The 24,182-nt window shown below is 37.6% G+C and carries 22 protein-coding genes; 3 read left to right on the top strand and 19 right to left on the bottom strand.

Annotated features, from left to right (window positions below; genetic code table 11):
• Positions 1–90 precede the first annotated feature (90 nt).
• The 17 genes from C8N46_RS06670 to C8N46_RS06595 all read right to left on the bottom strand — a co-directional run bounded on the left by C8N46_RS06670 (position 91) and on the right by C8N46_RS06595 (position 17,093).
• Positions 91–2,904, bottom strand: a complete 2,814-nt coding sequence (locus C8N46_RS06670) for a hypothetical protein (RefSeq protein ID WP_108114087.1) — start codon at positions 2,902–2,904, stop codon at positions 91–93.
• Entirely contained in the window at positions 2,898–6,122 is a 3,225-nt protein-coding gene (locus tag C8N46_RS06665) for a baseplate J/gp47 family protein (RefSeq protein ID WP_108114086.1), read from the bottom strand. Before C8N46_RS06665 ends, C8N46_RS06670 begins: the two co-directional genes overlap by 7 nt.
• A gap of 2 nt (positions 6,123–6,124) precedes the next feature.
• Positions 6,125–6,538 (bottom strand): GPW/gp25 family protein, encoded by a 414-nt coding sequence (locus C8N46_RS06660; protein WP_108114085.1) that lies wholly within the window; start codon positions 6,536–6,538, stop codon positions 6,125–6,127.
• 4 nt (positions 6,539–6,542) lie between these two features.
• Positions 6,543–6,830, bottom strand: a complete 288-nt coding sequence (locus tag C8N46_RS06655) for a PAAR domain-containing protein (protein ID WP_108114084.1) — start codon at positions 6,828–6,830, stop codon at positions 6,543–6,545.
• 12 nt (positions 6,831–6,842) lie between these two features.
• Positions 6,843–8,585 (bottom strand): type VI secretion system tip protein VgrG, encoded by a 1,743-nt coding sequence (gene vgrG / locus C8N46_RS06650; RefSeq protein ID WP_108114083.1) that lies wholly within the window; start codon positions 8,583–8,585, stop codon positions 6,843–6,845.
• Positions 8,582–9,337, bottom strand: coding sequence for a CIS tube protein (locus C8N46_RS06645; protein ID WP_108114082.1), 756 nt, complete (start codon positions 9,335–9,337; stop codon positions 8,582–8,584). The genes vgrG and C8N46_RS06645 overlap by 4 nt, the downstream gene beginning before the upstream one ends.
• 2 nt (positions 9,338–9,339) lie before the next feature.
• On the bottom strand, positions 9,340–9,495 hold the full coding sequence (locus tag C8N46_RS20395) for a hypothetical protein (RefSeq protein ID WP_158269097.1): 156 nt from the start codon (positions 9,493–9,495) through the stop codon (positions 9,340–9,342).
• Between the two features lie 5 nt (positions 9,496–9,500).
• On the bottom strand, positions 9,501–9,959 hold the full coding sequence (locus tag C8N46_RS06640; protein WP_108114081.1) for a phage tail protein: 459 nt from the start codon (positions 9,957–9,959) through the stop codon (positions 9,501–9,503).
• A gap of 8 nt (positions 9,960–9,967) precedes the next feature.
• A complete protein-coding gene (locus tag C8N46_RS06635) occupies positions 9,968–10,399 on the bottom strand; it encodes a phage tail protein (RefSeq protein WP_108114080.1) in 432 nt (143 codons plus the stop codon).
• A gap of 52 nt (positions 10,400–10,451) precedes the next feature.
• Entirely contained in the window at positions 10,452–12,419 is a 1,968-nt protein-coding gene (locus tag C8N46_RS06630) for a phage tail sheath C-terminal domain-containing protein (protein WP_108114079.1), read from the bottom strand.
• A gap of 89 nt (positions 12,420–12,508) precedes the next feature.
• Positions 12,509–13,063, bottom strand: a complete 555-nt coding sequence (locus C8N46_RS06625; RefSeq protein WP_108114078.1) for a hypothetical protein — start codon at positions 13,061–13,063, stop codon at positions 12,509–12,511.
• The gene (locus C8N46_RS06620; RefSeq protein ID WP_108114077.1) at positions 13,056–13,622 is read right to left on the bottom strand and encodes a Pvc16 family protein; all 567 of its coding nucleotides are present in this window, start codon (positions 13,620–13,622) and stop codon (positions 13,056–13,058) included. The genes C8N46_RS06625 and C8N46_RS06620 overlap by 8 nt, the downstream gene beginning before the upstream one ends.
• Before the next feature lie 241 nt (positions 13,623–13,863).
• Positions 13,864–14,493: a dTMP kinase gene (gene tmk, locus C8N46_RS06615; RefSeq protein WP_108114076.1), complete on the bottom strand. Its 630-nt coding sequence runs from the start codon at positions 14,491–14,493 to the stop codon at positions 13,864–13,866.
• Positions 14,494–14,577: 84 nt separating this feature from the next.
• Positions 14,578–15,258, bottom strand: a complete 681-nt coding sequence (locus tag C8N46_RS06610; protein ID WP_108114075.1) for a response regulator transcription factor — start codon at positions 15,256–15,258, stop codon at positions 14,578–14,580.
• Between the two features lie 11 nt (positions 15,259–15,269).
• Entirely contained in the window at positions 15,270–16,064 is a 795-nt protein-coding gene (locus C8N46_RS06605) for a sensor histidine kinase (protein ID WP_108114074.1), read from the bottom strand.
• An 8-nt stretch (positions 16,065–16,072) separates the two neighbouring features.
• The gene (locus C8N46_RS20800) at positions 16,073–16,396 is read right to left on the bottom strand and encodes a hypothetical protein (RefSeq protein ID WP_146169748.1); all 324 of its coding nucleotides are present in this window, start codon (positions 16,394–16,396) and stop codon (positions 16,073–16,075) included.
• Positions 16,397–16,718: 322 nt separating this feature from the next.
• Entirely contained in the window at positions 16,719–17,093 is a 375-nt protein-coding gene (locus C8N46_RS06595; RefSeq protein WP_108114072.1) for a hypothetical protein, read from the bottom strand.
• 232 nt (positions 17,094–17,325) lie between these two features.
• Here C8N46_RS06595 and C8N46_RS06590 point away from each other — a divergent pair, with 232 nt between their 5' ends.
• The 3 genes from C8N46_RS06590 to C8N46_RS06580 all read left to right on the top strand — a co-directional run bounded on the left by C8N46_RS06590 (position 17,326) and on the right by C8N46_RS06580 (position 19,586).
• Positions 17,326–17,904, top strand: a complete 579-nt coding sequence (locus C8N46_RS06590; RefSeq protein ID WP_108114071.1) for a phage tail protein — start codon at positions 17,326–17,328, stop codon at positions 17,902–17,904.
• Positions 17,905–17,950: 46 nt separating this feature from the next.
• Positions 17,951–18,529 carry a phage tail protein gene (locus C8N46_RS06585; RefSeq protein ID WP_108114070.1) on the top strand — a complete coding sequence of 193 codons (579 nt, stop codon included), beginning with the start codon at positions 17,951–17,953 and terminating at the stop codon, positions 18,527–18,529.
• A gap of 82 nt (positions 18,530–18,611) precedes the next feature.
• Positions 18,612–19,586 (top strand): T9SS type A sorting domain-containing protein, encoded by a 975-nt coding sequence (locus C8N46_RS06580; RefSeq protein WP_108114069.1) that lies wholly within the window; start codon positions 18,612–18,614, stop codon positions 19,584–19,586.
• Positions 19,587–19,856: 270 nt separating this feature from the next.
• Here C8N46_RS06580 and C8N46_RS06575 read toward each other — a convergent pair whose 3' ends face one another.
• Together C8N46_RS06575 and C8N46_RS06570 are read right to left on the bottom strand one after the other, a co-directional pair.
• On the bottom strand, positions 19,857–21,689 hold the full coding sequence (locus C8N46_RS06575) for a DUF885 domain-containing protein (RefSeq protein WP_108114068.1): 1,833 nt from the start codon (positions 21,687–21,689) through the stop codon (positions 19,857–19,859).
• Positions 21,690–21,706: 17 nt separating this feature from the next.
• Complete coding sequence (locus C8N46_RS06570; protein ID WP_108114067.1) at positions 21,707–24,151, bottom strand: protein-disulfide reductase DsbD family protein; 2,445 nt, start codon at positions 24,149–24,151, stop codon at positions 21,707–21,709.
• Positions 24,152–24,182 lie beyond the last annotated feature (31 nt).

Raw genomic sequence — 24,182 nt, 5'->3', positions numbered from 1 at the left:
ATTTTTTATATGTTTTTTAATAGGTTTTGGTTCTTAGCTTTTTTTGGTTTCGGTTTGATAAAAACCTAAGACCCAACACCTAATACCTAACTACAGTGAGCCTAAGGCACTTCTGTTGAGTATGATTCTGTTTTTGTTTTCGCCATCATCGTCATTGCAATCGTGTAATGTTCCTGTGGCGTAAATGGTGTTCATTTGGTTCATAGCGCAAAGCAATTGTTTGCTACTTTCATGCGATGCCATGTATTGTGGCCCTTCTTTTTTGGATGCTAAGAATTGTTTCCACGCTTTTTGAATTTGTCGCATGTCATAATCTTCTGCATTGTCTACAATTTTGTAGAGGTCTGTTTCTGATGTTTCTTTTTCAGCATCTATATGTACTTCTACAGCTTCCGATACTTCTATATCTGAGATTGAAACTTCGGTTATATTGATATCTGTATTGGTCATTTCTTCTACTTTTTCTATCTGCGAAAGCGCACCATCAATGTGTCCAACCCAACAAATTCGTGGTAGAATGTGCGCTGGCAATTCTCTTCGGATTAAATCTTCCATGAAAATTCGAAAATCAATATTGGAAAATCTGGACGTGTATCCTGGAAATATTATCGTGACTTGATACGAAAATGGATCCATCGTTTTACACGTGTTACAACCATCCAAACACAACGGCAAACAATCGGTTAAATCGCCCAATTCTTTCGTGTGATATGGCAACGTCAAAATATTTTCAATCAGATAGAAACCTTCGTCAAACAGTAAATTATTGATATAGGCAATGGTTTCTGCTAATTTTTCTTTGGCTGTTTCTTCGGTAGCGTAATAGTGATTGTATTGTCTTCCAATTACTTCGCCTTCGTCATCTAACAGCGCCACATAATAGCGTTGCGATGGGGTTTCCGTTTGACGCAATACGTAGTTATTCTGATTGGTCACCAATTTTAAGACTTCCAACAATTCATTGATAGCTCTTTGCTTAGATGTAAAATCTTTTTGCGATGAAAGATATACTTTGTCATCACTTTTAATCAACCAACGATATTCGAAATGAATTCCGTCCGCGATTGTATCGCGCTCTAGCGTTTCAATGCTGATGAAATCGTTGAATAAATCGCGGCGAGAATAATCGTCCAAACCAGATAAGAGTGCAATTCGTTTTTGGAAACCTGATACATTTTCAGTATCCCATTGCGTTGGCAGTCGGTAATTAAACGCCAATCCACGTTCCGAACTGATGATATCGTATTCTTTGATAAAACGATTTTTCGTGGTGATGATATTTGCTTCTACACTGTCTTTTTCTTTGCCAAAAAGCTTGTACATCGTGTTCGTGTAATTTTCAAACACTTCCGCAAAACGCGCGATTAAATGGTCTAACAATTCGTTTCTACGCTCGTTGAAATCTTCCAGTTTGTCAATGATGTTTTCTACATTGTTTTGGTATTTTGGATAGTTTTCCAACAAAGTTTCGATTCCGTTGATGCCTTCTACTGCTTTGAAAAAGTAGGTGCGTTGTAAGTTTTCGTCAGACGCTAATAATGTTTTTACATGTTCTAAGTGTGAAAAATATGTGCTCAACACTTGATCGAAAAAGAGTAAGTATGCTTGTAATTGCTTGGCTTGTACTTTGCGCTCGTCAGAAACCGTATTGGACAACCCGTATTTGGAGATTCCGTAGTTTTCTGGCAAGTGATGTTGTACTGTGTCGTATTTTATTTTGCTGTATACACCTTGTGGCATTGGCAAATCGTCAAATGATTTTTCAGTACTTGCTTTGTATTCCGCTTCTAATTCTTCTGTAAATTCGGCTACCATTTCTTGGTTTAAACCTACTGGTAAGAAGCCTTTTTTGTATTTGAATGTACTTTGATCGCACAGTACAGGCAAATGATTCGGTTCTACACAAATCAACCAAGGATCACTTTTTGCCGTGATGTTTTGATTGCAATCGCCATCTTCACTATTTACTTTCGGCGGACAGTTGTCAATGCTGATGTCTTCAATGAGTTTGACACCATCAATTTTCATGATAATGTTCATGATGTCCGACAAACGAACTTGTGTGCGAAGCTCCGATTTTTCTAGTGCTTCTGGCGTTAGGAATCCGTTTTCTAAGATTGGTCCTTCAAATATTTCATCTGACGAAAGTCCCATATCCAACATTTCCGTTAACGAATTGGCACGAACGCTTGGCGATAGGTATTGTGCTACGTTCCACTGAATAGTCGCGTGTACTTTTTCTTCATTGGCGTCGTTTTCCAATTGTACTTCTGCGCAGACACGAATGCATTGTTTTGATACTTTTTTTACCTCAACCAAATCTTCGCAGAGATTTCTGTTTTCGTGATATTTGGTGAAAATCGCCGCAATAATATCTTCTTCTACATATTCTTCTTCCTCGTCAAAATCGACTAAAATAGTGTACAATCCTTTGATGTTGAAGCTTTCTGTAGTGTATTCCGAACCTTCAAACGGTTCAAAGCTGATTTGCGGATTTGCTTGGTTGCATTCTGCATACATCGGTAATGTGTGAATTGCCAACCAACAGTTTTTAACACCTTTAATGTCAATAAATAATTTTCTGTAATCAATTGCCGTTACAGGTCTGCACGTTAAAATATTTTTTGCCGATTTGAATTGCTCGTGCATTTTTTTGAAGTTGTCTTCTTCGGAAGCAACTAAGTTTTCAATTGGTTGGTCAATGCGTAAGCCTAAGTCTGTAATCGCATAGCACAACAATTCCATCATCGTAATTCCTGGATCGCTGATGTTGTAATCTGTCCAGAGTTTTCGACTGAGATTTTCAATGTATTGCTGTCCCGCGTCTCTTAGATGTTGAAAATCCAAGTCGTTTTCATAGCTTACATTGCTCGGTATGGTGATATGTTCGTCTACGTTTAACATTCTACTGTGGTTATGGCATTAACAGTATGTGACGCTGGCACAACTGAGGTTAGTATACTTTTTTGGTCGGTTGGAATGATTTCATCTTTTTCGTCTCCATCATGCAGCATTTTGAAATCTTTGATATAATCGACATATTCTAAATTTTCGATGTAATAGATAACTTCACTTCCATAAAGCGCATTTCCGAAAGAAATTGGCTGATTTTTGTCAAAAGCCCACGGCGCTAAGTATTCGGCTAAATCATCTTTGAGTTTTTTGGCATAAAAATTAGCGTCCAATCCTTCGTAAAATCGCGCACTGAGCATAATTTTCACAGGTTCATATACAGGTGAAACTACTTTCGCTTCTACATGCATCGTGTTGAGTTTGTTGATGTAATTTTCAATCGCGTTCAGTTTTGTTTGACTGAGTTTTGGTTTGTAAATGTCATACACATTTTGATCGATGATGTTTGGAATGGCAACCAATAATACTTCTCCCGGAGCTTTAAAACTTGTGCTTGTGCTGTGATTTAAACACTTAATTTTGTGCAGGTAATTGAATTCTTCTAGTACTAGATGCTCATAATCCCATAGCGTAATCGCTCTGTTTTTATGACGTAGTCGTTCGCTAACTCTTCGGTAAAAATCCAAGTCACTTTCTTTTGGAACGCCATCGAAAGAAGCATATGGTTGCATTACTTTTTTTACAGTTGCCAAACGGTCTTCCAACTTCGAAATGGTTTCTGCTGGCATGCCTTTTTCTAGGTGTTCTAAGGTGTTGTCATTGTTTACAAATTGCACTTCTGCCGCTTGCGCATGTATGTTTGTAAATTTTGAAACCGTATCAAAAGGTTTGTCAATTGTAGCACGAATCCATAAATAGTCTTCTGCAAAAAGGGTGTTGTTGCCATATTGCTTTGGCACTGTAAAGGCTACCAATCCTGCTCTTAAAAAATCATCAGTTTGATCTTTGAGTAAATAGGAAGGTTTTAAATTGTTCCACGTATTGTTGTATAAATATTGCCATGTTACGGTGGCTTTGTCATAGGTTTCGATGGCATCTGGATTTTCCGAACCTTCTTCTATCTGACATAACAATTGAATGTTTTGATCAGCCACAGCTTCCTCAATACCAATGTACAGTTGTCCTCCATTTTCTGGCGTTGGCATGAGCGCTAAGTTGGAACGATTCACGCGGTCAATCCCGAAAGGCAATTCGTGATAGAGTTGAATATCGTTTCTCGTTGTACCAATTTTTTCTACGGTGGTTATCGTTACTTTTAAATTTTCTGCAAATGGTGTGTAAGCGGCATTTGGTAACGCTAATTTTTCCAACGCATGATAGGTGTACACTTTTGGAAACGCATCGTGCAAAAAGTTGTTTTGTAAGGATAGTTGAATGACATAATCATCGGACTTTCGTGGAATGTACGTTGTATTTGCTGGTAAAAAGTTGTTAAATGTTACCGTAGAAAAACCATTGAACATTTGCTGACCGAGTCCGTTAGTAGCAGCTGCTCTTCTCGCGGCTTCGGCAGCTTCTGCTCTCGCCTGTGCTTTTGCTTCTTCCTTTGCATCTCTGTGTTGATGACGCATAGCGCGCATTTCATCTTCTGTGCGCTTTTTGGAGCGTTTGTCTCTTCTGCCAAATATTCTGCGGTCGCGACTGCTTCTTTTGTCTTTATCAGAAAACAAATCTGGTAATCCTTTTTCACGAGCTGCTTCTGCTTCCGCATCTTTTATTACAGCATCTGCAACACTTTCGGTACGTGTTTTTGTAGCTCCGATATAACTGGCATCCACCAAGAAACGATTTTCACCATCAACACCTGTAACGAGTTTTGTTCCTGTTCTGGTTCCTGCTTTTATTTCGTTATAAATTTCTAAAAACGTCTGCGTTGGTTGTAGATTTACATATTGTTGTAAGTATTGCTCGTAATGCGTTTGAAAACTGTCCGGTCTGTCTTTCCAATCTAAAGAAACCTCAACATTGCTAATGCGTTTTCCAATCCATTCGTCAGAAGAAATTCTGAAATTGGCACGTTTTTTTGCTTGTGTACCAAATGGATAAAATGGATTGTCCGTTTTTATTTTTCCTAAATCATTCTTTACGGTTATGTTTTCAGCATATTCCCCTGTAGTTGTGATTGTGATTTGTTGCAGTTCCGCATTGGCAAACAATTTATAGGTGTCGAATGTAGCTAAAGAAGTATCTTCTTGTGAAAATAACACACGAATGATTGGATGTGTGGTATTGTACTTTCCTTCATGAATTTCCGCATCGTAGTTTGCTATTTTTTCATCGTCTTCCGTCAATTCAATCACGATTTCTAAAGCGTTGTTTAATGTTTTCGCTTTTGAGATTGCTGAAAATGGTAAGGTGATCCATTCTTTTTCTCCAGTGTGTTCAATGGTGATGAATTCACTTAATTCTTCATCATTGGGTACGAATGTAAAATCTGCTTTGATGGTAATGGTTCGTACTCCTTCTGATAGTAATAGTGATGGCGCACTGAGCGAGAAGCCTTTTTTAGCTAATTTGCGGTCTGTATCGCCGAAAGGCAACCAAGAAGTGGTTCCATCTTCTGCTTCGCCACCTTCTCCATCGGCAGAGTTTGCTATGTCAGACGCATGCCAGTTGGATTCGTCATTGTATGCATACGTATTTTTTATGGCTGAAATTTTAGCTTTGTTGATAACGATTTCATCTTCTAGTTGGTAGTGAATGTCGTTTCCTTCGCTGTCTTTCCCAGCCTTTACAAGCGTTTCATCACTTAAAAATTGTTCGTTGGCATTTTTAGCCAATTCAAAAATAATGTATGCGTGGTCTGCTTTTTCGTCATTTTTTTCGAGTTGTAATACTTCTTTGTAATAGAAATCGAGATGACGTTGGGTAATGTCGTTGAATCGTTCTTTGCTTTTGTTCAGCAGTTTTAAGAACGCTATAAATAGTGCCAATTGTGGCGTAATGTCTCCTTCTGTATAGGTTTCGATGACTTCCTTAATTTCTGCAGAAGCATTGTGAAACGGTTCCCAAGTGCCATTTGGGTTTTTATAATCTTTGCCATCGAATAATTGTACATGCTTCGAAAACTCTTCCGCAAAACGCATCCAATCTTTGACTTCAAATCCCATGAGCTGTACGTTCTCAGGATTGAGCATAGAAAGATACCGCTCTTGCTGTGTAGTGCCTTCGCGTGACTTAATTAGTGTATTTTCTGTACAATCGCTCATGATTAAATGTCTGTTGCTTCTGTGATATAGTAAGGAAATACGATGTTTCTCCTTGTGTTAGTGGCTCTGATTAAATAGTCTATTTTGATTAAAAACTTTCCTTCGAGAAAATTTTGTGTGTCTAAAGCTATTTTGATGACTTCAATGCGTGGCTCGTAAATGATAATCGCTTCTTTGATTCTGTTTTTCATGATGGTCATTTGCGTTGCGCTCAAGTTTTCAAAGATTTGATCGGTTAAATCGCATCCAAATTTTGGGCGCATCACACGTTCGCCTCGTCGTGTGGTGATGATGATTTGCAGACTACTTTCGATGTCTTCGATGTCTGAAATCATTTTGATTTCTCCTTGATTTTTGAGGAATTTCGGTGGAAAATCCCATCCTTTCCCCAAATATGTTGCTACTGTTGAATCCATAGTATTATCCAATCATTACGGTTGGTTCTCCTAAAACAATGCTTCCTCCGTGTGCTGTAGAATCGCCCATTCGCGCGGCGGGCATGCCTTCTATCATTACCGTTCCAGAGCCAGCAATAATGCTATCTGGCGGTCCTGTACATACACACATATCTCCTACTTTTGCCGCTGGCAATCCTCCAATGAGTACGGTTGGTGCGCCTGGTGGCAATATTGGTCCGCCTACGTGTGGTACAACTCCTGTGACCATTGGACAAACGTGCATATCTGTAATTCTAGCTGCTGGTGGCATGTTTTTTCTTTTTTAGTTTATTTGTACTATTCCTCCTTTAATGGTGGTTGTGGCTGAACCTTCTACCGTTGATGAAACGCCTTCTGCGGTAAATTCTGCGGAAGCGGCAATCGCGATATTGATTCCTTCCATATTAATGTCTCCTGTCGCTTTCATGTTGATGTCACTTCCCGATTCAATCGTGATTCCGTCTGAATTCATGGTAATGATGTTACTGTTTTCATCTTGAAGCGTTATGACGCCTTCGTCATCGTCAATGTTGATGATTTTTTCGCCTGGTGTTTCTAGTTTGATGCTTTTGAGTTCGTCATTCATCGTGATTTTGATTTCACTTTTGGTCATGATGACTTTTTCAAAATTATCGTCTGAATATGCTACAGGTGAAAGATTCGTGTTGCTAAATAAAGAACCTAATACAATCGCTTGATTGGGATCGTCATTTAAGAATCCTACCAAAACTTCATTTCCAATTTCTGGTAAGAAGTGTACGCCGTATTCTTCGCCTGCATGCATGGTTAGCACACGCGCCCAAACACCTTCTTCTTCTGCGCTGATGATTGGTAGTTTTACTTGAATTCTGTGTTCTTCTTTCGGATCGCCTTCTAGGGCAGAAACTACTCCAATTTGCAATCCGCTAATAGCTGGCAACATTCCTGAAGCTGGTAATTGACTGACTTCGTAGGTTTCTGCAAACCATTCTGGATTTAATCCGAATTCTATCGTGGTGAGCCAATTTCCGTCTGTAATGGTGTGATGTACACCTCGCACAAAAACATCTCCGTTGAAACGGTCGCTCATTCCCGCTAAGGTTAACATCGTGCCTGGCAATACGACTTCAGTTCCTTGTACTTTTACGGTTCCGCAGATTTTAGCGAGTTGCTGATACATACTTTTAGATTCTGCCCAAGACGTTAGGATTTCATCTGGAATGTCTCCTGTATGTGTGAGCATAATGCTGTTGCCTCCTGCGGCTTCCGATAAAGCGCCTGAATCTAAGTTTCCTGCCGTGTTGAGTCCGCTATTACTCGCCGTTTTGGTGACTACTTCCTGATTGGAGTAATTCCACGCAGAAGCTTCAAACGCATCGTATTGGTTTCGTGCGTCAATTTCCGCATCAAACGAGAATACATTATCGCCAAAAGTTGCTGTGAATACACTACCGCTCAGCGTTGGTTTTTTGATATTGATTTCGCCATCTTCCACAAAACACAACATGTTATTGATTTGCGCTCTGCACTGTACAAAATCCCAATCGGTTGCTTGGTATTGCACAATTTCATGATGTGTGTGTGACGTTGTTTCCATACTTCCACTCAGTCCGTTTTCTTTGATGATGTCGCTAACCGCATCACTTTCGGTCGTTTCGTAGAAGATTTTGTTTTTACGCGCTTGTGTCATTTTGAACGCTTCGTCTTTACACTCAATGATTAAATAATTGGTTTTGTTGTTCGATTTGATAGCGTGTTTGGTGATGATGCCTTTAAAAAGCGTTTTGTCATCAAACTCGTAGCCGCCTTTGATGTGAATTTTTTCTCCTGGCGCGAATGATGGAGCGTTACTCGCTTCAAATTCTTGCGTTACACTATCACCGTCAACAATGACTAGACTTGCTGTTGGAATGCGATTGCACGTACGTTCAACCGTGATGGTTTTGATGCCGTACGTTGCGCTCACTTCTTCTTCAGCATCTCCAATGAGCACTGTGAATGTGACTAAGCTTTGTGTATCTGTCGATATGTCGCCGACTAAACTCATGCGCTTTGCGTTTTGTTTAATGGTGGAAAAAATAATTCCGTTCCAGGTTCTAGGTTTCTAAAGTTGAGCAGATTGTTTACTCTGGCTACTTCTAAGTAATATTTTGAATCACCGTAAATTCTGTACGCCATTAAAGGCAAGGTATCGCCTTCTTTTACTTGTCGCACGTGCGTTAAATCGGGTGATTGTTTGTTGACCGATGCTTCTCGGAGTTCGTCTGCTGTGCTATCTTTACACGTAAGTGTTGCCACCGCTCTGATGGGATAGCCTTTTGTGTTGAATAGTTTGTAATCGATGTCTAACTTCGTCAAAAAACATTTGAGATTTAACGATCCCCAAGCGACTTCCAATTCATACGGTTTGTGAATGTCGCCTTTGTATGTAACGAGTTCTTTGATTTTATTGATTTCGTCGACTACATTTTTTTCACTGGCTTCATCATCTTGAAATGGATTGAATCCTGCAATGTCTGCTGCAATACTGTTGAGCGTTTCCGTGATATCTAAGTCTACAATTTCGAAGATTCCCGTAGCATCAAATAGCAGTTTAAAGGTAAAGTCGCCAGGTTTTACTTTGACAAATTTTGGTTTTTTACCGCTAGAGTTTGCTTCTTGATCTTGATTATATTCAACCGTAAACGTTTCTTTGTATCCTTCAGGATTGATTGTAACCTTAATCGGCTCTCCTTGTCTAGCACCTTTGTCATCTAGTTTGTAGATGAGCATTTTTTCTAATTCTCCGAGTATAGACATGATTAACGTTCTTTTTTGTTAGCAATCATTTTTGAAACAACTGTCATGATTTCGTGGGAAGTCCAATTGGAGCGTTCTTCCTTAACCAATGACATTTCTTCTTCTTTTTGAGCATTGACATTTACTTTGATACGCAAGTTTTTGATTTCGATTCCCATAGTGTTTATAGTAATAGTTTAAAATAGTCATACTTTAACTCTAAGGTTTCGATAAGTATGCTTTGCGTTTCTGCATTGAATTCACCCAATTCGTATTTTATAGGATAGGCGCCAACCACATTCCATGTTTTGATAGGAAGATGATTTTCACTGAGCAATACGATGATGAGATTTAAGCGTTTGAATTCGAATTTTTCATACGCGTCTTCACACCATTTTGCTACCGATGACGGCACACTTTTGAGTCCTCTTTTGAGCGTAAGCGTACTGAATTTTAATCCTTTTGGTATTTCATGAACAAATCTATTTTCTCCACCTTCTGCATAGCTTTCGGTTTCCACCGTGACACTCAATCCAGATACGGACTGAAAACTCATGTCCACAGGGTTTGGAAGTAGTCCATTGAAATAGACTACAAAATGAAAGCCAGAAACTGGATATTTAAAACTGTCAAAAAGTGCCATGTGTTGGATTATCCTTCATTAGTAATTTCAATACGCTCGTGCGCTAGTGTTAAAGTTTCGATAGCGACTTCGTTGCTTTCTCCTTTTAAGTCTGTTGACTGAATTTTTAACGGCCAAGCATTTAATACTTTCCAAACTACCACAGGTGCGTGCTCTTCATCTAGTAAACTAATGGTGATATCGCGACGTTCTGTTTTGTTGAGTTTGTTTGTTTTCATCCAATCGAAAAATTCGTTGTCACCTTTAAATACGCCTCTTTTGAGTACGATATCGGTGTACTTTACCATTCCTGGCATATTAATTTTGCTGTATTCTGGACTTGATCCTTCACGATATTCTAACTTTTCAACTTCCGCATCGAGACCTGATACTTCTTGAAAACCGATTTTAGTTCCTCCCCATTCTACTTGGAAGTGAAACTTTGGTAATGGATATGACATAGTTTTATGTTTTTAATGATTTATGATCTTCTTTTACGTTATAAATGGTCTATTATGATTCTTGCATTTTGTGAGAGAACTTCAATACAATGAATTCTGCTGGACGTACTACTGCCATTCCAATTTCCACATTCATGATTCCGTTTAAGATGTCGTCAGCTGTCATGGTTTGATTGAGTCCAACTTTTACATAGAATGCATCGTCTGCTGTTGCGCCTGCTAATGCGCCTGCTTTCCACTGATTGGTTAAGAAGTTTTCAATCATTGATCGAATACGTACCCATGTGTTAGCATCATTTGCTTCAAAGACAAATTGATCACTTGCTTTTTTCACAGATTCTTCTACCATGTTAAAAAAGCGTCTTACCGAAACATAACGCCATTCGTTGTCGTTTCCTGCCAACGTACGTGCACCCCAAACAATGATTCCTTTTCCTGTAAATGAGCGAATTGCATTTACTGATTTTCCTGCTGTGGTGTCTACATTTAAACCATCTTGGATGTCGTTTGTTATACGAACCGTTGGTTTTACCACATAGCTTAGTCCTACGTTAGCTGGAGCTTTCCAAACACCTCTAGTGCTATCTACTCTAGCATATACACCTGCTACTGCTGAACTTGGTGGTAATTCCATTGGCAAGTTGTTGATAGCCGTTTTAATTTTGTTGTACGTAGCATTGTCAAGCGTTTCTACTTCTGCAAGCGTTTTACCGTTTAAGATTCCTGCGCCACCTCCTGCAGTAACTATATCATCAATTGCAGTAATGATAGCTGCTATTCTTGCGTCGATTTCAGTTGCGATGTCTAAATCGCCTGTTGTTGCTACTGCAGCAGCTCCTGCGGCATCTGCTTCTGTTTTGTCGGAAGCAGCATTTAGACTGTCTTTATCTCCTTCTAAGTTTACTATTTCTGTACGTACATGAGACGTGATTGCAGCATCTAGCGCATTTACCGCTGAAGTTACCGCAGCAATATCAGCAGGAACCGATGAAGCATCTGCCGCATCTCTACCAGCATCTACGAGTTTTTCAGCTTCAGAGATTACATTTTCTAAGTGTGCAATGATAGCATCTACTGCATTGACTGCATCTGGCACTTCTGCCAAGGTTGCTGAATCACCCGAAGCTCCTGTAATTTCTCCAACAGCAGCTGTTAAATCAGCAATTAAATCTGTTAATACGCCATCTGTAGTGTAGCCTTCTAAGGTATCTTTTGCTGCATTTGCTTTTGCTTGTGCAATTGGTGCAGGAGAACTTCCTCCAGAGTGAACAACTGAGATTCCAGTTTCACTAATGGTATAGTTAAGAATCGTTTCTAGGTGCGGATAATACGCTGCTCCGTATTTTACAAAGTCTTTTCCTAAGCTGATTCCATTACGTAAGTTTGTAATGTTTGGATCGGTAGATGTTGAACCATCATAGCTTAGCGTATCAATAATAGTAAATCGGTCTTGCAGTTTGTTACATTGACTTAACGCGTCGTTGTACAATCCATAAAATGTAGTGTTGTCTACTGCATCAATTCGTGTTGCATCTGGAAATAAAAGTAGTGTTGGTTCGTCTACTTTTGCAATTTCGTCCAATCCATCTTTTAGTGCATCAGCATCGGTAATACTTGTTACAGCACTTTCTCCATCTGCCAATTCGCTTCCATAGCGTCCTACTGAAACCACATAGCATGGTCCTCCACCATTGGCAAAGTATAGTTGCATGGAATAGTACATTATGAAAGGTTGCTTTGCCGACGGTTGCGTAACGGCAATAGATTTGTTATTGTTGGAATCTTCAGTGACCGTAACACTGATAGTGGTTTCGGCTTTGGCACCACCAAAAAAACGTTCGTATTCTAATAGTGATGTAATTCGTGTAGGAATGCTGTTTAGGTCGCCTGGCAATTTATTGGTTGCTTTTTCTGTATATCCAATAAATGCAGGAATAGCCGTTTCAACTTGCGCTACGGAAGGTGGAAATTTTACGATTTCCTCTACGTAAACTCCTGGTGTTTTTAATGTACTAGGCATAATATTTATGATTTAAAGTTTTGTTAGTGTTTGATTCATTTTTTTGGTGCTACTTCTTGATGAAGTTTGTTTTCTATTTGTTGATTGTATTATGGATTTAAATTGACTTCGAATGTTAGTGATTCTGGCGTGGTTATATTTACTTCTTGTATGTTGAGTTGCAAGATGGCATCTGGCTTTGTACGTTGTTTTACCGAAGTGTTTTCTGTGATGGTTCCTTCCAAATCGGATGCGCTGTACATTACAAAATCCGTAAGTGCTAAGTTGTCCCAGTCAGTATCTGTTTTATAGGTTTTATCCGCTATAGCGTAAAATTCCAAATCAATATCGATTACTTCAGGCAACCAATTTGAGTATATTGGATCAGGTGATGCGGATGCATATCCGACAATTCGTTGGTCTGTTACTTCTTCTTCACCAATTAAAACGACTTCATCGACTGTTTGCGCCACAAATTCTTCCTGCTTTTTGTAAAGCACTACAAAACCTTCTGGAATCATTTTTACCACAAGCTTGTGTTTTTCAATGAGCGTTTTGGTAGCATCATTTGGATAAATTTTCACATGATTTTGAGCTTCAAACTCGCTTTCATGAAGAAGTTTTACCGTCGTTAATAGCGTGTATGTGTAACTAAATCTACTCATAGTGCTTTTCTTCTGCTCCAATAGTTGTAATTACGGCTGACAAGTTTTCAATACCTCTTTCGAGTGCTGATACTCTTGCTTTGTATAGGACATTTGGTATTTGCTTTCCGCCCAACATTCCCCAAATATTATTGAGCTGTTCAAAACTTGGTGAACACAATTCCATATTGAGTTCGATATCGTCTTCATCTGCTGAAAACATGAATTTTCGCTGATTTTGAAAGAACTTGATGGTTTTATAAATCACTGCTACTGCTTTGTCATATTGCAGTGTACAGGAAAACATGAGGTAATAGTTGAGATGGATTTTCGGAAAACGTTTGTCCATTTTAAACGTACCGCCACTTTCCACCAAGCGTTGATTTGGAAAGTTTTTTAGCGTACTTTCTTCTTCTATACGAACAATAGTTATGAGTAGATTGTCGCCATCAATATCGCTTTCTTCCGAATCGATATCCGCTACATTTTGCGCACCTAGTTTTACCGAAATCCCTTCCAAGGTATTGATGTAGGTGGCAAGTCCGTCAGCATTTAGCTTATCTACAAATTTATTGATCATATTTCCCCTTATTAATTATGAAAACAAATCTATGTATCGTAGTGACGTTTTTATAGAGTCTATTCGCTAATTTGCCACAGGAAAAACACGGTTTTTATTTTGGGTGAAAAAACTTCTGTGCTACAGGAAAAACACGGTACTTTTGTGTTGTTATTTTTGTAGGAATTTTGAAAAATGAATTTCATGTAAATAGAAAAGTCGCTTTGTTTAAGCGACTTTGAAGCAATTTTGTCTGTTCTTTTTAGGAAGTTTTGAGTTCGTTTTGGATGACATCCCAAAGTGCTGCTGTGACATTTTCGGGAGATTCATCACCGTTTACTTTGACAATATGTTCTTCATGTTGTAATTTTTTAAACGCGCGCAAGTATTGTGATTGTACTGCTTTGAGATTGTCAAGCGTTTCGTAGATTTCTACGGTTTCTCTATTCGCATTGATGCGTTTCATGGCAACTTCTGGAGAAACATCTACAAAGATATTTACCGAAGGTTTTAGAATGTTTGCCGCCATTTGATTGGATGCAATTACCCAATCCATATCTACATGTGCACCGTGATAGGCATACGAAGAAAAGTAATATCTATCGGTAATGACAATATATCCTTCTGCTAGTTTTTTGAGAATTCCTTCCGTTTCGTGCAATACGTGGTCGAGTCTGTCGGCAGCAAATAAAGCTGCAATGACTTTTTCGTCTGCTTTTTCTTTTCCACCCAAAATACTTCTAATCATTTTACCAATGCGCATGTCGGTTGGTTCAAAGGTAAGATAGACTTTGTGCCCTTCAGCTTCTAAACGTTTGGCAATGTTTTTGGCTTGTGTGCTTTTACCGCTTCCGTCAATTCCTTCTATGGCAATGAAAAGATTTTTCTTCATGAATTTTTAATATGCCGTCAAAAGTAAACATTATCTAGCAGATTCTTAAAAAGCTGCAAGATTTATACTAAAGATTTCAACTTTTTAAAAATCGGGCGACAGTTCAATGAGCTTTTTTTGAATGCCATAAATGACCAAACCAGCTACATTTTTGGACTCGGTTTTGAGTAAAAGGTTATTACGATGTCCTTCAACCGTCCGTGGACTGATAAATAGCTTGTCAGCAATTTCGTTAGTAGTATATTGATTGCAGATGAGTTCTAAGATTTCTTTTTCGCGTTTGGTGAGTAGATTGTTGTCTAAATCACTTTTGATACGTTTGCTCTTGGCAGAAAGTAGATTTTCATGAATGATTTTTAACACACGTTCATCGTAATAAAAACCTTTGTCATATACTTCATTGATAGTGTGTACAACCACTTTTGGAGAGGTATTTTTGAGTAAATACGACGACGCACCAACATCTATCATGTTTGTAATGAACGATTTTCCATCGTAACTCGTTACTGCAATGACTTTGATTTCTGGATATTCTTTTTGCAGTATTTTGGTAGATTCTACACCATTGAGTGAAGGCATTTTTAAATCCATCAGAATTACGTCTGGTTTTTCGGGTGCTATTTTTAGTTTTTCGAGCAAATCGGCACCATTTTCTGCTTCAAAGATGATTTCAAAGTTTTTTACACGCGTTAGTATGAATGACATTCCTGCTCTAAACAGTGCTTCATCGTCTGCAATGGCTATTTTTATGATTGGTGTATCCATGGTGTTGTATTTTATATGGTAATTTCTACTTCTACTCCTTTTTCTTTTTCGCTGCGATAGTGGATTTCTCCTTGTAGCAACGAAACCCTACTTTCAATATTTCGCAGTCCAAGCCCTTTTTGAACGCCCATTTTTTCAATATCGAACCCTAATCCGTCGTCTTTGTAGTGTAAAAATAAGTTTTCTTTGGTAGGATTAAAATTTAATTCGATGCCTTTTGCCTTTCCATGTCGCATGGAATTGTTCATGAGTTCTTGTACAATTCTAAAAACATGAAGCTCATTGTCTTGCGAAAGTCGCCCAGGCTCATACTCAATTTTGGAAGAAACGGTTACTTTTTTACTATTGTTAAATTCGTCACACAATTCTTCTAATGCTGCGCCAAGTCCGAATTTTTCAAGAATTGGCGGTAATAAGTTATGCGCAATTTTTCGAGAACTTTCAATCGTTTTATTCGTCACTTTTAGCATGTGATGAATGATTTCGTCTGTTTCTTGCGGTGTGATGTTGTCTTCCTCCAAGAGAAAATTCGCGCTAAGCGACACCACATTTAGTTTTGCGCTAATAGCATCGTGTAAATCTTGTGCAATACGATTGCGTTCTGCTTCTTGGGCTACAATGGTCGCTTTGAGCATTTCCTTTTGGTGATTCAGTTCTAGTGTTTTTTTCTCTAATTCTTTTTGGATAATTTTTTTTCGCGATAAGTAAAAAAATAAAATTAATGTCAGCGCCATAATCAACATCAATATAGCACCGAGAATAACAATTGTGATAAATTTAGTATCGCCTGAAAAAAGTTCGTCCATATGTACTGTTAGATTGTTTTTTTCTTAAAATTACGAAACCATTCAATTGTAATCAGTATTTGATATACCAAATACAGCACTACATTCATAAACCAAACCAAATGATTGATAGATGGATCTAATTCCGTCATAATATTTCCTGAGCAAAAAATTAGCGTACTACTCAGTACGTAAATAAAAATTCCTGAATTGATATAAGTAAATTTTTTGACTTCACTCAACGAATTGTAAAAATGAATAATGCTATAAAAAACTATCGTTAGCGATGTTAGTAGAATTTCCGTCAAATTGAATCGATACAACAACTGCGGCATTAGATACGATTGAATCATAAGAACTAGTACTACTGTGACTAGAATGATAGAAACCAATAGTTTTTGCGCCTTACTTTTAAACAATGAATAATAGAACAGACTCAGCAAGATAAATTGTGTAATGAGATAATAATGTGTCAGATGTAAATTATTCACACTATTATACCACAACCAAAAAGTAGCTACTTGAATAATACCCATTCCCAACAAGTACCATGAAAACAGTTTAGCACTTACTCCAGTTGAAGAATAAGTGCTAAAAAAAAGTATGATATTCAATAACAATATCAAATATCCTATATATGCAAGAATATCTTGAATGACTAGTTTACTTTAAAAGTTAGGAACCTTTCTTCAGTCCATACAACGGACTATTTATATCACAAGTAGTTGGACATGGTTGTGAAAAGTCATATAACCCAGTATTTACAGAGCCATCATTATCGTCACAGCCATCACCTGCTGCTTTATAAATAATATCTTCTCCTGCGGCATTTACTCCAACAATCACCAAATGTGGACGATGTCCGTCAGTATCATCAACTCCAATATAGGCTCTAATATTTGCAACGTTTGGTTCTGCAATAACTTCTTTTAAATCTGCAAGTGGAATTAAAAATCCTTTTAAATCTTCATAATCTGTAAAAGTCCCACCTTGGGCTCTCCATGCTGTAGTCCATTCGACAGCTTTCTGTAGACAAATAGTGTTTACCATAATAGTTAAATTTTAGTAGTTAGTTTGGCTTAAAAATAGTAAAATATATCTTTTTACATTCTATGACTTACGTCAAAAATTTTCTTTTCATATAGAATTACGTATTTCTACCTGATTTTAATTTTAAGTAATAAAACCATGATGATATTGACGCATTACTTTTATTTTTGAGACATTGGCATTAAATAAAAAGTGCTATATTTATTCTTTTAACCTTATAAACTATATTATTATGGATCCATTTATCGGAGAAATTGTTATGTTCGGAGGAAATTTTGCACCAAGAGGTTGGGCATTTTGCCAAGGACAATTATTAGCTATCTCATCGCACACTGCGTTGTTTTCTATTTTAGGAACCACCTATGGTGGAGATGGTAGAACAACATTTGCTTTGCCTGATTTGCGAGGTAGAACCGCTATTCAGCCAGGAACAGGACCTGGATTGTCTAACATTAAGCTCGGACAAAGAGGAGGTGCTGAGTATCATACACTAACTGTTAGTCAAATGCCTAATCACTCGCATAATGTTTCTTTTAGTGGAGGTGGTGTTAATGCCGCAGTAAGCTTACCAGCTGTTGCTGATGAGGGTACTTCAGATGAAGCTTCAGGAAATATTTTAGCAAGTGGGATTACAAATTTATATGCTTCTCCTAGTGCTGCTGATGCTACATTAGCTCCAGCTAATGCTGCAATTTCAGGTAGTGTTAATACAATGGCTACTGGTGGAAATCAGTCTTTCTACATTAGAAACCCATTTGAGGGAATCAACTTTATCATTGCTATGGTTGGAGTGTATCCATCTAGAAGCTAAAAAGTGACATAAAAAATCGAATTAATTAACATTAAAAAAATATATTATGAATCCATTTTTAGCGCAAATAGTAATGTTTGCAGGAAATTTTGCTCCTAGAGGATGGGCATTTTGTGAAGGTCAATTGTTACCTATCAATCAATACCAAGCCCTATTTTCTCTTCTAGGAACGACGTATGGTGGAGACGGAAGAACAACGTTTGCTTTGCCAGATTTAAGAGGAAGAAGCCCAATTCAACAAGGTCGTGGTCCGGGTCTTTCTGACATCAAATTAGGACAAAGAGGTGGTATGGAAACCAAAACTCTTACAGTTATTGAATTGCCAAATCACTTTCATACGGTATCCTTCGCAGGGTCTTCTGTAAGTGCATCAGTAAGCCTTCCTGCTGTAGCTGATGAAGGTACTTCAGATGAAGCTTCAGGAAATGTTTTAGCAAGTGGAATTACAAATTTATATGCTTCTCCTAGTACTGCTGATGCCACTTTAGCTCCTGCTAATGCTGCCTTATCAGGAAGTGTAAATTCTCAACCAAGTGGAAACCAACAACCATTCAACATTAGAAATCCTTTTCTAGGGATAAATTATATCATAGCTTTACAAGGAGTTTTTCCTTCTAGAAGTTAACTTTAATTGCATTAAGATATTGTAAACAGTATCTTAATGCAAACTTTTTTTCGTACTTTGCGAGAAAATAAACTACTCAATTATGAATAAAAAATTACTTTTTATAGCCTTACTTTTGGCTTCATTTACTCAAACAACTTACGGACAATGGGCGCTTGGAGATATTGCTTTCACAGGTTATCAAGGTGATAATTCTGGAAACCCAAGCGGTGAAACCGACCAATTTACTTTTGTTTTGTTAAGAGATGTTGCTGCTGGAGAACTCATCAGTTTTACTGAAAACGGCTGGTTTGCTGCTGGAGGATTTAGAACAGGTGAAAGTACTGTTACTTTGGAATTTACTTCTGCATTAAATTGTGGAACTCAAATTTCAATTTCTGCTACACCATTTGTAGCTATTGAAGACGGTGGTGGTATGAGTGCTGGAAATTTAACTGGAACGGGGATGGCTTTATCTGTAAGTGGAGATCAAATTTTTGCTTACGATCCTGGCAATACGCCTAGTGCTGGAAATGAATCTGGATTTATTGCCGCTATTCAAATGAATGGTGGTTGGGATGCAGATGCTACAAGTACTACTACTTCAGCACAGCCAGCGATTTTTACAACACTAGCTTTTTCATCGATTGCCATTGATCCTGAAATAGACAATGCGGTATATAATTGTACAGATTTAGAAGATGATGATGTGAATGTATTAAGAGCTGCTATTCACGATCCTGCAAACTGGAATACAAACAACGATACTCCGTTTGACCAACCTGCATGTGGAGCAATTTCTTGTACTACACTTTCAAGTGAAGTTTTTGGTACTAATGATCCTAAGTCATTCGTAATTTTCCCAAATCCTTCAAATGGAAACATCACAATTAAAAATCCTGGAATTCCGCTACAAAGTGTTATTGTATCTGATCTTAATGGTCGTACACTTAAAACATACGAGTTTGGTGGAATTAGACAAAGTAAAGATATTCAGTTAAATTTAGGAACTGGAGTTTATTTTGTTCAAATGAATTCTGATACAACTACCGTAACTGAAAAAGTTGTCATCAACTAATTTTTCTTGATTATAAAATATTTGAAAGCCGTTTCTGTTGAAACGGCTTTTTTTATGCGTTTTTAATTATTTGTTTCTTGGTAGTATAAAGTTTGATGCTTTCTGAGTTGGTTCAAACCTTACGGTAACAAATAATGGTTCTTCTGTTATGCAATTTTCCTGTAGATATTTGATTTTACTTAGAAGCGACTTCTATATCTTACGGAAGTGTAAACACAAAAAAACGAGTACTTTTTGATACTCGCTTTTGTATATTTATAGAAAATTGAATTACTTTTTACTAGCAATCCATGTGTCTACCAAATCGCTTAAAACATTGAGCGGAACGGCACCGTTACTAAGAACGACTTCGTGAAATTCGCGTACGTCAAACTTCTCTCCCAACTCTTTTTTGGCATTCTTGTGTAAATCGACAATTTTATTCATTCCGACTTTGTAAGCTGTTGCCTGACTCGGCATTACAATGTGTCTTTCCACCATTTTAATAGCATCCGATTCCGCGTTTGGTGTGTTTGAGGTATAGTATTCAATTCCTTGTTCACGCGTCCATTTTTTGGTGTGAATTCCTGTGTCAACCACTAAACGGCATGCGCGCCATAATTCCATCGCTAAACGTCCAAAATCTGAATACGGGTCGCTGTAAAAGCCCATTTCTTTTGGAATGAGTTCCGAGTACAATCCCCAACCTTCTACGTATGCTGTATAACCGCCAAGTTTTCTGAACATTGGCACGTTTTCTAATTCTTGTGCGATGGCAATTTGCATGTGATGTCCCGGAATTCCTTCATGATATGCCAACGCTTCCATTTGATAACTTGGCATGGCTTCCATTCTATACATGTTTGCGTAATACGTTCCAGGTCGCGAGCCATCAATGGCAGGTTGTTTATAGAATGCTTTTCCTGCAGATTTTTCACGAAATGCTTCCACAGCTTTCACCTGAATATCTGCTTTGGGTTTTGTGATGAATAATTCATCCAAACGCGATTTCATGGAATCAATAATCGCCGTTGCTTTGTCCATATACGCTTTTCTGCCTTCTGTTGTGGCAGGATAATAAAATTGCGCATCATTTTTCATAAAAACAAAGAATTCCTGTAACGTACCTTTAAAACCGACTTGTTCTTTTATCTTCTTCATTTCGTCGTGAATTCGAGCGACTTCTTGGAGTCCGAGTTCGTGAATTTCATCCGCTGTCATGTCTGTAGTTGTGGTACGTTGCAGCGCGATATTATAGAATTCATTTCCGTTAGGGAACTTCCATACGCCATCTTCCGTAGTAGCACGTGCTTTTTGTGCTTTCAATAAAGAAATTAACGAAGTATAGGCAGGAGCTACCGAGTTTACTAGTGCCTCTTTTGCGGCTTCTTTCAACTTTTCATGCTCCCCTTTTTCTAACGCTATATTGCTGATTTTAGTAGTGAAATCGTTCCAAAGTGTGTTGTTTTTATCACTATTATCAAATGGTTTTCCTTTGATGATATTTTCACAATCGTTGATGACATGCGTAAACACAAATTTTGGCGGCATAATGCCTGCTTTTTCTTGTTCTTTTAGAATTTCCTCAACTTGTGCAAATACTATTTTTAAACCGTTTAAACGCGAAATATACGCTTCTGCATCACTTTTGTTCTTAATTTGGTGCATGTTGATAAGAAACGCTGGAATTTCCGCTTGCATTCCGTGCATTTGATTCAACGGATAGTAATACAATCGGTGTTGATAATCGTCAATGTGATTGGTGAGTTTTTGTTTGTATAACTTCAAACTCAACGCTGTAGACGCATCCAAAGCGGCTTCATCAATAGTATCATGCAGCCATTGCAAACGGTCTTTTGCGATTTGTAATTGCGTCGCTTCCGCTGCTGCCGAAATATCATCCCACTTGCCGTAATCCGTTTTATCTCCAATACTGGTTTGCATTTGTGGAGAGTTTTTCAAGTCTTGCTGAAATTGCTCATGAAACCAATCATTTAAGCGTTTGGAATGTTCGGTAACTTCGGCTTCTGTATACGTTTTTACAGCTTCTTTTTGTTTGCTTTCGCAAGAACTCAAAACTGCAACTACGAACAAGCAGATACTACTTTTTATGATTTTTTTCATACACTTTTTAAGGTTGATTATTGTTTTGCTTTGAATTTATCAATGCCATCTTGAAGCCAATTTCCATACTCTACTTCATCTGGTGTGTAACCTACTGGATTATTAAGCAGTTTCATATCTGGTGATAATAACACATAAAAAGGTTGAGAATTATTTTTAAAATTCAAGGTTTGCAACGTTGCCCATTTATTACCATAGGTTTTTATCTTCTTGATGTTACAATTTCCTTTGTCAAACTTGAATTGTTTATCTTTTGGTAATTGTTTTCTATCATCCACATATAAGGAAATGATGATGTAATTATCATTTAAAAGATTAAATATTTCAGGCTCACTCCACACCTGCTCTTCCATTTTTCTACAGTTAACACATGCCCAACCTGTAAAGTCTAACATTATAGGTTTGTTTTCTGCTTTCGCTGCTGCTATTCCTTCTTGAAGGTCTTTATAACATGGTAAACCAAGTGGACAATCAGAATACCCTTCGTCTACAACAGCTTTATCCTTTTCATATACACTGTAAAAAAGTGGCGGTGGAAAACCACTAATTAATTTTAAGTTCGCATATTTTGAATTCGTCACACCAGGAATGAGATAAATAGTGAACGCTGCAACCAAAATACCCAATCCAATACGCCATTTGTTTAATTTTTTGATAGGGCTGTCATGAGGGAATTTAATCAAGCCAAATAAATACAATGCTAAACCTGCACTTAATATTATCCAAATTCCAATAAATATTTCACGTTTTAAAACACCCCAATGTCCTACTAAGTCTGCATTTGATAAAAATTTAAGCGCCAATGCTAACTCAATAAAACCAAGTACTACTTTAACCGTATTTAACCAACCTCCAGATTTTGGAAGAGAATCTAACCACTTAGGAAACATGGCAAATAATGTAAATGGCAACGCTAATGCCAATCCAAATCCGCTCATTCCCATGGTGAGTTTCATTGCTGTATCACCGCCTGACAATGCTGTACTACCTAGTAATCCACCAAGTATTGGTCCTGTGCATGAAAAAGATACAATTGCTAAAACCAATGCCATAAAAAAGACACCTACAACACCACCTATTGCACTTGCTTTACTATCTAGTTTTGTACTCCATGACGATGGTAATGTCAATTCGAAATATCCAAAGAAAGAAATAGAGAATACAATAAAAATTGCAAAGAATATGATGTTTAAAGTAATATTTGTTGAGATAGTATTCAAGATTTCTGAATCAAGAGAATCTATTAAATGAAAAGGTAAACTCAATAAAAAGTAGATTAAAAAGATAAAAAATCCATAGAGAATTGAATTTGCCAAACCTTTTTGTGAGTTTGCTGCACTTTTAATAAAGAAAGAAACAGTTAAAGGTATCATTGGAAAAACACATGGAGTCAGCAATGCAATGAAACCTCCTAAAAGACCTAATAAAAATATGAGTAAGTAACTTTTTTCTGGTGTTGAAAAATCGCCCTCTATTCCTAAATCCAATTCTTTGGAAAGTCGTATGTCCTTTTCTGTTAGTTCACAATCTGATTTTGATGCAGTTATCGCTGAATTGTCCAATGCAAACTTTATCTCCTTCGCCGTTGGCGGTAAACACTTTTCATCATCACAGACCATAAACACCACTTCTGCCGTAATAATTTTGGTGTTTTTGTCTTTTAATTTGATTTTTTGTGTAAAGGTTCCTTCGTTTTCATAAAAAGAAATGTTTTTCCCGAATACCTTATCAAAGACTTCTTTGGTTTCAGACTCTTCTACCTTTCCTACAGTTTCAAAAGTGTTGCCAGCATCCGCAAAAGAAAACTCTGTTGGAAAAGGACCATCATCACCATAACTACGCTGCGAGTATAAGTGCCATTTTGGCTCAATAGCAGCTTTCATCACCAATTCGTATTCGTCATCTGAAAGCTTTTTAACGCTGCCTGTCCATTGTACCGGATCAAATATTTTTGGCTGCTCGTTTTGAAACGGATTTTGAGAAACCGAAGTAGTTTCTGTTGCTTTCTGAGGAACTGTAAAACTGAATTCTTTATTGCCTAATACACATTTTTCATCATCACAGGTCTGATAATCGATGCTAGAAGTAATCGTTTTTACGTCAGGATTGATAAGCTCAATTTTCTGTGTAAAGGTTGCAGAATCTTCAAAAAAGGTCAAATCTGCCTGAAAAACTTTGTCAAATTTCGTGACCGATTTGCTTTCCGTAGTGTTTCCAACAAGTTTAAAATCTGAAATCTGTTGTATAGAATCATACGTAAATACCGTTGGATAGCCTGTATTATCTTTTAAAAATTGCGAATACAAATGCCACTTTGGTTGAATCTCAGCTTTGTAAATCAAATTGTATTCCGTGTCAGAAACACGTTCAATTTCTGTTGTCCATGATACAGGATCCATCATTTGCGCATGCAAGCTGAAACTTGCTACACATAAAAACAGGAGCGTAATTAGTTTTTTCATTTAGTAATAGTTGTTTCGTAATTGTCAATTG

It is taken from the genome of Kordia periserrulae, from assembly GCF_003054265.1.
Lineage (GTDB): Bacteria > Bacteroidota > Bacteroidia > Flavobacteriales > Flavobacteriaceae > Kordia > Kordia periserrulae.
The sequence above is the reverse complement of the archived record's forward strand: the minus strand, read 5'-3'. Positions and strand labels throughout refer to the sequence as shown.